This window comes from Streptosporangium album, from assembly GCF_014203795.1.
GTDB lineage: Bacteria > Actinomycetota > Actinomycetes > Streptosporangiales > Streptosporangiaceae > Streptosporangium > Streptosporangium album.
This window is the reverse complement of sequence record NZ_JACHJU010000001.1, coordinates 1879547-1891805: the sequence shown is the minus strand read 5'-3', so window position 1 is coordinate 1891805 and position 12259 is coordinate 1879547. Positions and strand designations below refer to the sequence as shown.

Sequence of the window (12259 nt, the reverse complement as noted above, 5' to 3'; positions counted from 1 at the left end):
GGGCTACTCCTTGACCAACGCGTCGAAGTCGGCCAGCTCTTCCTCGGTGATGTACTTCTTCAGCTCGTCCCGCTCGAACAGCGTGATCAGGTCCTCCCGCATGGGGGGCTGGATCTTCTCCTCGACGGTGACGCCGGAGCCGTCCGGAGACAGGGCGCAGAGCAGGATCCTGCGCCGCCACTGGGGCGACATGCCCGGGAAGTCGTCACGGGTGTGACCGCCGCGGCTCTCCTGGCGGAGCAGGGCCGCCTTGGCCACGCACTCGGAGACCAGGAGCATGTTGCGCAGGTCGAGCGCGAGGTGCCAGCCGGGGTTGTAGATCCGGCTGCCGGCCGCGCCGACTCCCTGAGCCCGCTCCTTGAGCTTCTCCACCGCCTCCAGCGCCTCGGTGACCTCCTCGGCCTTGCGGATGATGCCGACCAGCTCGTTCATCGTCCGCTGCAGCTCGTGGTGGACCTCGTAGGGGTTCTCACCCGGCCGGTCCAGCGGGGAGAGCGCCTCGGCCCGCGCGCGTTCCACCGACTCCTCGGAGATCTTCGGGCGGGCCGCGAGACCGTCCACGTACGAGGCCGCTCCGGCGCCCGCCCGGCGGCCGAACACCAGCAGGTCCGACAGCGAGTTGCCGCCGAGCCGGTTGGAGCCGTGCATCCCGCCGGAGACCTCGCCGGCGGCGAACAGACCGGGGATGTCCGCCGCGCCGGTGTCGGCGTCCACCTCGACGCCGCCCATGATGTAGTGACAGGTCGGGCCGACCTGCATGGGCTCGGAGGTGATGTCGACGTCGGCCAGCTCCTTGAACTGGTGGTGCATCGACGGCAGCCGCCGGACGATCTCGGCGGCCGGGAGCCGGGAGGAGACGTCCAGGTAGACGCCGCCCTGCGGGGATCCGCGGCCGGCCTTCACCTCGGAGTTGATGGCCCGCGCCACCTCGTCACGGGGGAGAAGCTCCGGGGGGCGGCGGTTGTTGGCCTGGTCGGTGTACCAGCGGTCGCCCTCCTCCTCGGTGGTGGCGTACTTGTCCTTGAACACCTCGGGGATGTAGTCGAACATGAAGCGCTTGCCCTCGGAGTTCTTCAGCACCCCGCCGTCGCCGCGGACGGACTCGGTGACGAGGATGCCGCGGACCGACGGGGGCCAGACCATCCCGGTGGGATGGAACTGGATGAACTCCATGTTGATCAGCTTCGCCCCGGCCAGCAGCGCCAGCGCGTGGCCGTCGCCGGTGTACTCCCAGGAGTTGGAGGTCACCACGTAGGACTTGCCGATGCCGCCGGTGGCCAGCACGATCGCGGGGGCGTCGAACAGGATCAGCTTGCCGTTCTCCCGCCAGTAGCCGAAGGCGCCGGAGATCGCGTCCTCGTCCTTCAGCAGGCGGGTCACCGTACATTCCTGGAAGACCTTGATGTATGCCTCGGCGTCGCCGTGCAGCTTCTCGTCCTCCTGCTGGAGGGCGACCACACGCTGCTGCAGGGTGCGGATCAGCTCCAGGCCGGTACGGTCGCCGACGTGGGCCAGCCGGGGGTACTCGTGCCCGCCGAAGTTACGCTGGCTGATCTTGCCGTCCTTGGTGCGGTCGAACAGCGCGCCCCACGCCTCCAGCTCCCAGACCCGATCCGGGGCCTCCTTGGCGTGCAGCTCGGCCATCCGCCAGTTGTTGAGGAACTTGCCGCCGCGCATGGTGTCGCGGAAGTGCACCATCCAGTTGTCGTCGCTGTTGACGTTGCCCATGGCGGCGGCCGCGCCGCCCTCGGCCATGACCGTGTGCGCCTTGCCGAACAGCGATTTGCAGACGATGGCCGTCCGCTTGCCCTGCTGGCGGGCCTCGATGGCCGCCCGCAGTCCTGCCCCGCCGGCGCCGATGACGACGACGTCGTATTCGTGACGCTCGATTTCCACAGCTGATCCTTATGCGAACGGGAAGTTGACGATGCCCTTGGCGACCAGCCGTACGTAGAGGTCGGCACCCATGACGGAGAACATCGAGATCAGCGCCAGCTCCTGGTGCTTGGCGTTGAGCTTCGAGACGAAGCCCCACGCCCGGTAGCGGACCGGGTGCTTGGAGAAGTGGTTCAGGCGCCCGGCCGTGATGTGGCGGCAGGAGTGGCACGACAGCGTGTACAGGTTGATGAGGACGGCGTTGACGATGAGGATCCACGTCCCGAGCCCCGCCGGGTTGCCGATGAGGGCCTTCACCGCGTCGATGGCGAGGATGAGTCCGACCACGATCGCCGCGTAGAAGAAGTAGCGGTGGACGTTCTGCAGGATCAGCGGGAAGCGGGACTCACCGGTGTACTTGCTGTGCGGCTCGTTCACCGCGCAGGCCGGGGGCGACAGCCAGAAGCCGCGGTAGTAGGCCTTGCGGTAGTAGTAACAGGTGAAGCGGAAGCCGGCGGGAAGGCCCAGGATGAGCAGGCCCGGCGGCAGGGTGTACCAGTCGCCGAACGGCGCGAAGCCGAACAGGCGCGCCTCCTCCGGGCAGCTCGTCGCCAGGCACGGGGACGCGAACGGGGCGTGATACGGAGATGCGAAGTAGCTCTTATCGAAGATCGCCCACGTGGCGTAGACGAGGAACGCCATAAAGATGATGAACGTGATCAGTGGATACCGCCACCACGGGTCGGTCCGCAGAGTGCGTTCCTTGATCTGCGCACGCTGTCTTCTGGCCGGGCTGTCGGCCGTTGTCTGGGTCATCGGAGACCTCTCCACCTCCCGCGGACCCTGCTCGCCGGGGGGTCCGGGTCGTTTCAGTCGTGCCGCGCGCTGGGCCATGGTCGCGCCGGCTCACACGTGCGCGCGCATGTTGGTGGAGACACGTTACGCCGGAGCCCGGGGGTTGTGTGAGGAGCGTCACTCACAATTTCACTGCTGGGATGTGATTCCTGTCACGTTGGCCAGGAAGAGGTCACAGACCTGTCACGTCCGCTGGACTGAACCGGTCTCCGGGGAGATCCACGGTCAACCCGGCCGCCGTGGTATTCGACCACGGCGAGGTTGTTCAGCGCGGCCCGCAGCGGCAGGTCGGCCCTCGAGGGTTCTGAATATCTTGTACGGCCCGAGCCCTCCCGGGTAGGCCGACCGGGGAATGGGTCACTCAAATCCCGCTGATCAATTCCAGGCCTTCGGGAAGGCTCCCGTCATGGGCGGCCTCGGACAGGAAGGACAGCAGCGTGTCGTGGAAGGCCTGGGCGGCGCGGGTGGGCTCGACGTCCTTACGGCGGGCGATGGCGATGGTGCGCTGGAGCCCGGGAGGGGCGAGCGGCGTTCCGGTCAGGCCGGGGCGGCCGTCCAGGACCATCGAGGGGACCAGGGCGATGCCCAGCCCCGCCTCCACGAACCGGAGCACGGCGTCCATCTCCCCGCCCTCCACCGCCAGCTTCGGCTCGAACCCGGCCTGGCGGCAGGCGTTGAGGGTGGCCTCCCGCAGGTCGTAACCGCGCCGGAACATCACCATCGGCTGTCCCCGCAGCTCCTGTATCCGTATGTAGCGCTTGTGCGCCCGGGAGAGGGAGGGGGAGACGACGACCAGGTTCTCCCGCAGGATCTCCCTGGTGACCAGGGCGGGGTCGTCGTTCTGCAGGGGCATGATGATCAGTGCCAGGTCGAGCTGGCCGCGGGCGAGGGCGCGGACCAGGTCGCGGGAGCCCCCTTCCTCGACGAGCAGTTCGATGCCGGGATAGCCCCGGTGGAACCGGGCCAGCGCGTCGGCCATCAGCCCGGCGCAGACCGAGGGGGTGGCGCCCAGCCGTACCCGGCCGCGGCGCAGCCCGGCCAGTTCGCCGACCTCGCGCCGCGCGGTCTCGGCGTCGGCCAGGATCCGCCGGGCCAGCGGGAGCAGGGCCTCCCCGGCGGGGGTGAGGGTGACGTTGCCGCGGGCACGGCTGAACAGCGGCGCGCCGAGGTCGGCCTCCAGGGCCTTGATCTGCTTGCTGAGCGACGGCTGGGCGACGCGCATCCGTTCGGCGGCCTGCGTGAAGTGCCGGGCCTCGGCGACCGCCACGAAGGAGGCGAGTTGCTGGAGCTGCACGTTTCCCTAGCGTACGGCGGTGCCGGTGGCGGATTCGGGGCGGCCCCGTCGTAGCGGACGATGTGAGATTGCTCGCACCGCTTCCGCGGACGTCGGCGCGGAAGACACCCGGAAGCAGAGGTGATAGCCCAGAGCTATGGAAACCACATCCGTGATGACTTGGACGGAGGGAAAGCCCGCTACCTAGCGTCACGTATGTGACTGCCACGATTGAGCGCGGATCCGCCACCGCGCGGGTCAACCCCCCCGCGGACGCCACCGCGAAGACGACGAAATCCAGGAGGCCCCGCGGAGTGCTGGGTTCCTCCAATGGGAAAAAGGCGGTGATGGCCGTCACGGGCGCCATCCTGGTGCTCTTTCTCATCGGCCACATGGCCGGGAACCTCAAGAGCTTCTTCGGCGCCGAGACCTTCAACGCCTACGCCGAGTTCCTGCGGACCATGGGCGAGCCGATCCTGCCGCGGCGCGTCCTGCTGAGCCTCATCGAGGTCGTGCTGGCCGTTTCGGTCGGGCTGCACATGTGGTCGGCGATCTCCCTGAGCCGCCAGGCCCACAAGGCCCGCCCGGTGAAGTACGCGGCCAAGCGCAAGTCCCAGGCAGGCGGCTACGTCGTGCACATCATGCGCTTCGGCGGCATCACCATCCTCCTGTTCGTCATCTGGCACCTGCTGGACCTCACGTTCGGCGTGGTCAACCCGGCGGGCTGGGACGGCACGCCGTACGAGAGGCTGGTGCAGGGCTTCGACCCGTCCCGCTGGTGGGTCACGATCTTCTACGTGGTCGCGGTCATCCTGGTCGGCCTGCATCTGCGGCACGGCCTGTGGAGCGCGTTCCAGACGCTGGGCCTGGCGAGCGGCCGCAGCTACCGCCCGCTCCGGGCCGCCGCCGCCGTCGTCTCCGCGGTGCTGGTCCTCGGCTTCCTCGCGGTTCCCGTCGCGGTCATGATCGGAGTGGTCAAGTGATGATGCGTTACACCGAAGGCGAGCCGATCCGCGACACCAAGGCTCCGGAGGGTCCGATCGAGGACCGCTGGGAGAAGCGGAAGTTCGGCGCCAAGCTGGTCAACCCGGCCAACAAGCGCAAACTCAACGTCATCGTCATCGGCACCGGCCTCGCGGGCGGCTCGGCCGCCGCGACGCTCGGCGAGCTGGGCTACAACGTCACGTCGTTCTGCTACCAGGACTCGCCCCGGCGCGCCCACTCCATCGCGGCCCAGGGCGGCATCAACGCCGCGAAGAACTACCGCGGCGACGGCGACTCGATCTACCGGCTGTTCTACGACACCGTCAAGGGCGGCGACTTCCGCGCCCGTGAGTCGAACGTCTACCGGCTCGCCCAGGTCAGCGTGAACATCATCGACCAGGCGGTGGCCCAGGGCGTGCCGTTCGCCCGCGAGTACGGCGGCCTGCTCGACACCCGCTCCTTCGGCGGCGCGCAGGTCTCCCGCACCTTCTACGCCCGGGGCCAGACGGGTCAGCAGCTCCTGCTCGGCGCCTACCAGGCCCTGGAGCGTCAGATCGCGGCCGGGACCGTGAAGATGCACACCCGCCACGAGATGCTCGACCTGATCGTCGCAGACGGCCGGGCGCGCGGCGTCATCGTCCGTGACATGGTCACCGGCGAGATCGAGCGGCATCTCGCCGACGCGGTCGTGCTGGCCAGCGGCGGATACGGCAACGTGTTCTTCCTGTCCACCAACGCCAAGGGCTGCAACACCACGGCGATCTGGCGGGCGCACCGGCGCGGCGCGATGTTCGCCAATCCCTGCTACACCCAGATCCACCCGACCTGCATCCCGGTCAGCGGCGAGTACCAGTCCAAGCTGACCCTGATGTCGGAGTCGCTGCGCAACGACGGCCGCGTGTGGGTGCCGGTCAAGGGAGGCGACGACCGTCCCGTCTCGCAGATCCCCGAGGACGAGCGCGACTACTACCTGGAGCGCATCTACCCGGCGTTCGGCAACCTGGTCCCGCGTGACATCGCCTCCCGCGCCGCCAAGAACGTCTGTGACGAGGGCCGTGGCGTCGGCCCCGGCGGTCTGGGCGTCTACCTCGACTTCGCCGACGCGATCAAGCGGCTCGGCCGCGACGCGGTGGAGAAGAAGTACGGCAACCTCTTCGAGATGTACGAGCGCATCACCGGTGAGGACCCCTACACCCAGCCGATGCGGATCTACCCCGCCGTGCACTACACGATGGGCGGCCTGTGGGTGGACTACGACCTGCAGTCCACGATCCCCGGTCTGTTCGTGATCGGTGAGGCCAACTTCTCCGACCACGGCGCCAACCGTCTGGGCGCGTCCGCGCTGATGCAGGGCCTGGCCGACGGCTACTTCGTGCTGCCGACCACGATCGGCGACTACCTCGCGAACGGCCCCTACGGGGAGGTCGACGAGGAGGCCGTGGCCGAGGCCGAGGTCGCGGTCCGCGAGAAGATCAACAGGCTGCTGTCGAACAACGGCACCCGCACCGCCGACTCCTACCACCGTGAGCTGGGCAAGCTCATGTGGGAGTACTGCGGCATGGAGCGCACCGAGGAGTCGCTGCGCAAGGCGCTGGAGCGGATCCCGGAGCTCCGCGAGGAGTTCTGGAAGAACGTGAAGGTGTCCGGCGAGGCCGACGAGCTCAACCAGGCACTGGAGCGGGCCGGCCGGGTGGCCGACTTCTTCGACCTGGCCGAGCTCATGTGCATCGACGCGCTGCACCGCACCGAGTCGTGCGGCGGCCACTTCCGCGCCGAGTCGCAGGACGCCGACGGCGAGGCCCTCCGCGACGACGAGCACTTCGCCTACGTCGCGGCCTGGGAGTACGGAGAGCAGGGCCCGGTCCTGCACAAGGAAGACCTCGACTACGAGTACGTCAAGATGAGCCAGCGGAGCTACAAGTGAATCTCACTCTCAGGGTCTGGCGCCAGAAGAGCCCCGAGGACAAGGGCCGGATGGTCACCTACCGCGTCGAGGACGTGTCTCCCGACATGTCCTTCCTGGAGATGCTCGACGTGCTCAACGAGCGTCTCATCCTGGAGGGCGACGACCCGGTCGCCTTCGACCACGACTGCCGCGAGGGCATCTGCGGCATGTGCGGCATGGTCATCAACGGTGTCGCGCACGGCGAGCAGGTGGCCACCACCACCTGCCAGCTCCACATGCGGCACTTCGAGGACAACGCGGTCATCACCATCGAGCCGTGGCGCGCCGCGCCCTTCCCGGTGGTGAAGGACCTGGTCGTGGACCGCTCGGCGTTCGACCGGATCATCCAGGCGGGCGGTTTCGTCTCCGTCCCGGCCGGATCGGCCCCCGACGCGCACAGCCTCCCGGTCAAGAAGGTCGACGCCGACGCGGCGTTCGACGCGGCCACCTGCATCGGCTGCGGCGCGTGCGTCGCCGCCTGCCCGAACGGGTCGGCCTCCCTCTTCACCGCGGCCAAGATCACCCACCTCAGCCTCCTCCCGCAGGGCCAGCCCGAGCGCGACTCCCGCGCCAGGGCCATGGTCGAGCAGATGGACGCCGAGGGCTTCGGCGGCTGCACCAACACCGGCGAGTGCACCGCGGTCTGCCCCAAGGGCATCCCGCTGGACACCATCGCCCAGATGAACCGCGACTACCTCAAGGCCTCCAAGTAGGTCCCCGGTAGTCCCGCACAGGCGCTGACCGCCCCGGTGCCCGGCCACAGCGGCCCGGCATCGGGGCGGACGCCTTCTCGAGGTCCGCCCGCCTCCGGAGGCGTGTGCTCTCCCCGGGGCGCCCACCGCGTTCCGAGGGGTCCGGTGGCGTGCGCCCTATCCGGGGGTCCGCCGCGTGCCGAGTTCCCGGACGACCTCCTGGCGCAGGACCGCGGAGTCGACGCCCGCGTCGGCGAGGACGCGCGAGGCCAGCCCCTCCCCTTCGCGGAGCAGTCCCAGCAGGATGTGGCCGTCCCCGATGTATTTGTGTTTGAGGGCGAGGGCCTCCCGCAGGGAGAGTTCCAGGACCTTCTTCGCCCGGGAGGAGAAGGAGAGATGCCGTCCGCTGACCAGCCCGCCCCGGTGGTCGCGCAGCGGCGGCCGGTCCAGGGCGCCGGGGCCGAAGGCGGCCTCGACCTTCTCCCTGATGACGGACAGGTCGATGCCGATCGTCTCCAGCGCGTCCGCGTCGAGCGCGTCCTTCGATGTGCGCGGGATGAGGTCCGCCACGGCCCGGTAGGCCCGCTCATGGTCCAGGCCGTGCCGCCCGAGGGCGCCGGCCGAGAGGCTCTGCGGCTGGTCGAGCAGGCCCAGCAGGATGTGCTCGGTGCCGATGAAGCGGTGGTTCAGCCGGCGGGCGCTCTCCTGGGCGAGCTTCACCACCTGCCGGGCTTCGTCCGTGAACCGTTCGAACATGATTATTTCTCCCGTCTCAGCAAACCTCGGCCGCCCGCGTACTTCTTGTGCACCGCCTGCCGGGTGACTTCCAGGCAGTGCGCGATCTCCTGCCAGGACCAGCCCTGGTCCCTGGCGTTCTCCACCTGTAGGGCCTCCAGCCGATCCACCAGCATCCGCAGCGCCCGTACGGCCCGTAGGCCCACGGCCGGATCGCGGCTGCCGGCGTCGGAGGCCAGCTGCGCCGTATCGCTCATGCATGTCAATTTAGGTTGACATCGCAACCGTGTCAACCTTGATTGACGCGATCGCCGGTCGGAAAATGGTTTGCCTGGTGAGGGGGGAGTTTGCCAGCCTGTAGAGGCCATGCGCTCCCTACCTGTCGCCGATCCCGGCGTTCCCGATGCCCGCAGCCCGGTCCGATACCTGCGCTGGGTCGCCCGCATGCAGGCGGGCTCCCTTCTTCTCGGCGCCGCCTACGCCACCCTCTGGTGGCTCGCGATGGCGCTCGTGCCCGCGGCGATGGGAAAGGGCATCGACGCCATCACGGCCAAGGACATGCCCGGTCTCGCCACCTGGGGCGCGGTGCTGCTCGGCCTGGGGATCGTGCAGGCCACCGCCGGCATCCTCCGGCACCGGATGGCCGTCTACAACTGGCTGAGCGGCGCCTACCGGACCGTCCAGGTCACCGTCAGGCACGCCACCCGGCTGGGTGCGACGCTGCCCAAGCGCATGTCCACCGGCGAGGTGGTCAGCGTCGGCAACTCCGACATCGCCCACATCGGCAACGCGATGGACATCCTGCTCCGCGGCAGCGGCGCGGTCGTCGCCATCGTCACCGTGACCGTCATCCTGATCGGGACCTCGCTGCCGCTCGGCCTCACGGTGCTCATCGGCGTGCCGGTCATGGCTCTCGCCGTCGTCCCCCTGCTCCGGCCGCTGCACCGGCGCCAGCACGCCCACCGCGACCTCCAGGGTGACCTGTCCACCCGCGGTGCCGACATCGTCGCCGGCCTGCGAGTGCTGCGCGGCATCGGCGGCGAGCAGGTCTTCGCCGACCGTTACACCGAGGAGTCCCAGCAGGTACGGCACGCGGGCGTGCGCGTCGCCTCGGTCGAGTCGATGCTGGAGGGCGCGCAGATCCTGCTGCCCGGCCTGCTGATCGCCGGTGTGACCTGGCTGGGCGCGACCTTCGCGACCCGGGGTGAGATCACCGTCGGCCAGCTCGTCGCCTTCTACGGCTACGCGGTCTTCCTGGTCGCCCCCCTGCGGACGCTCATCGAGGCGGCCGACAAGCTGACCAAGGGACATGTCGCCGCCCGCCGGGTGGTCCGGATCCTCACCCTGGAACCGGAGGTCCGCGGCGGCGCCGCGCACTCCGCCGGAGGACTGCTGCGCGACATCGCCTCCGGAGTCGCGGTCCACCCCGGCGTGTTCACCGCCATCGCGGCGGCCGCGCCCGAGGAGGCCGTCACGATCGCCGACCGGCTCGGCCGCTACGGCGACGGCGACGTGGACTTCGGCGACGTGCCGCTGGACACCCTGCCGATCGCCGAGGTCCGCCGGCGGATCCTGGTGGCCGACAACGGCGCGACGCTGTTCGCCGGCGTGCTCAGAGACGAGCTGGACGTCTCCGGAGAGGCCTCCGCCGAGGACATCGCCGACGCGCTGTACGTCGCGTGCGCGCAGGACATCGTCGAGGCGCTGCCCGACGGCCTCGACGGGCATGTCGCCGAGTCGGGCCGGGAGTTCTCCGGCGGCCAGCAGCAGCGGCTCCGGCTCGCCCGGGCGCTGATCGCCGACCCGGAGGTGCTCATCCTCATCGAGCCCACCAGCGCGGTGGACGCCCACAGCGAGGCGCGCATCGCCGACCGGCTGGCCAAGGCGCGCGCGGGCAGGACCACGCTGGTCTGCACGACCAGCCCGCTGGTCCTCGACCGCGCCGACCGGGTGATCTACGTCGAGGAGGGTCTCGTGCGCGCCCAGGGAACGCACCGGGAGCTGCTGGCCACCACGCCGGCCTACACCGCCGTGGTCACCAGAGGGGAAGACTTGTGAGCGAGCGAGCCGCAGGGCGTCGTGGGCGTGGGAAGGCCGGCATGGAACGCCGAGAGGAGGGGAGCACGTGAGCAGGCAGATACTTCCTGTCGCCGACGAGGCGCAGGTCCGGGCGTATGCCCGCAGGCTCACGCTGAAGTATCCCCGGGATCTGACGGCCGCGCTCACCCTGCACGGCCTCGCCGCCGTGGCGGGCCTGGCGGTGCCCTGGCTGCTGGGCCGGCTGGTCCAGGGCGTCCAGGACGGCACCGGGGTCGCCGTCACGGCGGTCGCGCTGGGCATCGGCGGCTTCCTGGCCGCGCAGGCGGTGCTGGTCAGGTTCGCCGTCTACGCCTCCTCCACACTCGGTGAGAAGGTCCTCGCCGAGCTGCGCGAGGAGTTCGTCACCCGCGTGCTCGACCTGCCGCTGTCCACGGTGGAGCGCGCCGGATCGGGAGACCTGATCACCCGGACCTCGCGCGACGTGGACTCGCTGTCGCGCACCGTGCGGCGTGCCGTCCCCGAGACGATGATCGCGCTGGTCACCTGCGTGATCACCGTCGGCGCGCTGCTGCTCGTGGGGCCGCTGCTCGTGCTGCCGTCGCTGCTGGCCGTGCCGGTCCTCCTGATCTCCACCCGGTGGTACCTCAAGCGGGCCCGCGACGGCTACCTGCGCGAGAGCGCCGCCTACGCGGACATGACCGACGGCCTGGCCGAGACGGTCTCCGGCGCCCGCGCCGTGGAGGCGCTGGGCCTGCAGGATCGGCGGCACCGCCGTACCGACGACGACATCGCCCGGTCGTGGGCGGCCGAGCGCTACACCCTCGGGCTGCGCACGGTCTGGTTCCCGGCGGTCGAGCTCGGCTACGTGATCCCGATCGTGGCCACGCTGGTCATCGGCGGCGCGTTCTACATCCAGGACTGGGTCTCGCTGGCCCAGGTGACCGCGGCCACGCTGTACGTGCAGCAGCTCATCGACCCGCTCGACCGGCTGCTCATGTGGGTCGACGAGCTCCAGGTCGGCGGGGCCTCCATGGCCCGCCTGCTGGGGGTCGCCGAGGTGCCCGACGACCGCGAGGCCGGCTCGGAGATCCCCGACGGGGAGGAACTGCGGGCCGCCGACGTCCGCTACGCCTACCGCGAGGGCCATGACGTGCTGCACGGCATCGACCTGGTGATCAAGCCGGGGGAGCGGCTGGCCATGGTCGGCCCGTCCGGCGCGGGCAAGTCCACGCTGGGCCGCCTGCTCGCGGGCATCCACGGCCCGCGCACCGGCGCGGTCACGGTCGGCGACATCCCGCTCGTCGAGCTCCCGCTGGACGACCTGCGCGGCCATGTCGCCCTGGTGACCCAGGAGCACCACGTGTTCCGGGGCACCCTGCGCGACAACGTGCTGATCGCCCGCCCGGAGGCCGACGACTCCCAGGTCCGTGCGGCGCTCTCGGCCGTGGACGCCTGGGAGTGGGTGGAGGTGCTGCCCGGCGGCCTGGACACGTCGGTCGGCTCCGGCGGCGAGCCGGTCTCGGCCGCCCAGGCGCAGCAGCTCGCCCTGGCCCGGCTGGTCCTGGCCGACCCGCACACCCTGGTCCTGGACGAGGCGACCTCGCTCATCGACCCTCGGGCCGCGCGCAACCTGGAGCGGTCGCTGGCCGCCGTCCTCGACGGCCGCACCGTGATCGCCATCGCCCACCGCCTCTACACGGCGCACGACGCCGACCGGGTCGCGGTGGTCGAGGACGGCCGGATCAGCGAGCTCGGCTCCCACGACGAACTCGTCGCCACCGAGGGCTCCTACGCGGCGCTGTGGAGCAGCTGGCACGGCACCGCGAAGTGAAAGAGGGGCCCTCGGGCCACCGGTTACGG

The 12259-nt window shown here is 70.1% G+C and carries 10 protein-coding genes and 1 pseudogene; 5 read left to right on the top strand and 6 right to left on the bottom strand.

Annotated elements, in window-relative coordinates; translation table 11 throughout:
- Nucleotides 1–3 precede the first annotated feature (3 nt).
- The 3 genes from FHR32_RS08845 to FHR32_RS08835 all read right to left on the bottom strand — a co-directional run bounded on the left by FHR32_RS08845 (nucleotide 4) and on the right by FHR32_RS08835 (nucleotide 4024).
- The gene (locus FHR32_RS08845) at nucleotides 4–1896 is read right to left on the bottom strand and encodes a fumarate reductase/succinate dehydrogenase flavoprotein subunit (RefSeq protein WP_184753856.1); all 1893 of its coding nucleotides are present in this window, start codon (nucleotides 1894–1896) and stop codon (nucleotides 4–6) included.
- Nucleotides 1897–1905: 9 nt separating this feature from the next.
- Nucleotides 1906–2691 carry a succinate dehydrogenase subunit SdhC gene (gene sdhC / locus FHR32_RS08840; RefSeq protein WP_184753855.1) on the bottom strand — a complete coding sequence of 262 codons (786 nt, stop codon included), beginning with the start codon at nucleotides 2689–2691 and terminating at the stop codon, nucleotides 1906–1908.
- Between the two features lie 400 nt (nucleotides 2692–3091).
- Nucleotides 3092–4024 (bottom strand): LysR family transcriptional regulator, encoded by a 933-nt coding sequence (locus FHR32_RS08835; RefSeq protein WP_184753854.1) that lies wholly within the window; start codon nucleotides 4022–4024, stop codon nucleotides 3092–3094.
- A gap of 197 nt (nucleotides 4025–4221) precedes the next feature.
- Here FHR32_RS08835 and FHR32_RS08830 point away from each other — a divergent pair, with 197 nt between their 5' ends.
- The 3 genes from FHR32_RS08830 to FHR32_RS08820 are packed head-to-tail and all read left to right on the top strand — an operon-like array spanning nucleotide 4222 to nucleotide 7645.
- Nucleotides 4222–4986 carry a succinate dehydrogenase cytochrome b subunit gene (locus FHR32_RS08830; RefSeq protein WP_184753853.1) on the top strand — a complete coding sequence of 255 codons (765 nt, stop codon included), beginning with the start codon at nucleotides 4222–4224 and terminating at the stop codon, nucleotides 4984–4986.
- A gap of 2 nt (nucleotides 4987–4988) precedes the next feature.
- The gene (locus FHR32_RS08825) at nucleotides 4989–6911 is read left to right on the top strand and encodes a fumarate reductase/succinate dehydrogenase flavoprotein subunit (protein WP_184756428.1); all 1923 of its coding nucleotides are present in this window, start codon (nucleotides 4989–4991) and stop codon (nucleotides 6909–6911) included.
- Nucleotides 6908–7645, top strand: coding sequence for a succinate dehydrogenase/fumarate reductase iron-sulfur subunit (locus tag FHR32_RS08820; RefSeq protein ID WP_184753852.1), 738 nt, complete (start codon nucleotides 6908–6910; stop codon nucleotides 7643–7645). Before FHR32_RS08825 ends, FHR32_RS08820 begins: the two co-directional genes overlap by 4 nt.
- A 156-nt stretch (nucleotides 7646–7801) precedes the next feature.
- On the opposite strand, the gene FHR32_RS08815 is transcribed toward FHR32_RS08820, so the two are convergent.
- The 3 genes and pseudogenes from FHR32_RS08815 to FHR32_RS08810 form a co-directional block, all read right to left on the bottom strand.
- Nucleotides 7802–8194, bottom strand: a complete 393-nt coding sequence (locus tag FHR32_RS08815) for a Clp protease N-terminal domain-containing protein (protein ID WP_446696837.1) — start codon at nucleotides 8192–8194, stop codon at nucleotides 7802–7804.
- Between the two features lie 24 nt (nucleotides 8195–8218).
- Nucleotides 8219–8380: pseudogene (locus tag FHR32_RS47645) on the bottom strand (Clp protease N-terminal domain-containing protein); the annotation flags it as partial.
- Nucleotides 8381–8382: 2 nt separating this feature from the next.
- On the bottom strand, nucleotides 8383–8616 hold the full coding sequence (locus FHR32_RS08810; RefSeq protein WP_184753850.1) for an RNA polymerase subunit sigma-70: 234 nt from the start codon (nucleotides 8614–8616) through the stop codon (nucleotides 8383–8385).
- Between the two features lie 109 nt (nucleotides 8617–8725).
- Between FHR32_RS08810 and FHR32_RS08805 the strand changes: the two genes are divergently transcribed.
- Both FHR32_RS08805 and FHR32_RS08800 read left to right on the top strand, forming a co-directional pair.
- On the top strand, nucleotides 8726–10417 hold the full coding sequence (locus FHR32_RS08805; RefSeq protein ID WP_184753849.1) for an ABC transporter transmembrane domain-containing protein: 1692 nt from the start codon (nucleotides 8726–8728) through the stop codon (nucleotides 10415–10417).
- Nucleotides 10418–10484: 67 nt separating this feature from the next.
- Nucleotides 10485–12230: an ABC transporter ATP-binding protein gene (locus FHR32_RS08800; RefSeq protein ID WP_184753848.1), complete on the top strand. Its 1746-nt coding sequence runs from the start codon at nucleotides 10485–10487 to the stop codon at nucleotides 12228–12230.
- Nucleotides 12231–12259 lie beyond the last annotated feature (29 nt).

Excerpts from the sequence above, each read along its gene's own strand:
- FHR32_RS08805 (WP_184753849.1), top strand. The coding sequence starts at position 8,726 with ATGCGCTCCCTACCTGTCGCCGATCCCGGCGTTCCCGATGCCCGCAGC.
- sdhC (WP_184753855.1), bottom strand. The coding sequence starts at position 2,691 with ATGACCCAGACAACGGCCGACAGCCCGGCCAGAAGACAGCGTGCGCAG.
- FHR32_RS08810 (WP_184753850.1), bottom strand. The coding sequence starts at position 8,616 with ATGAGCGATACGGCGCAGCTGGCCTCCGACGCCGGCAGCCGCGATCCG.
- FHR32_RS08825 (WP_184756428.1), top strand. The coding sequence starts at position 4,989 with ATGCGTTACACCGAAGGCGAGCCGATCCGCGACACCAAGGCTCCGGAG.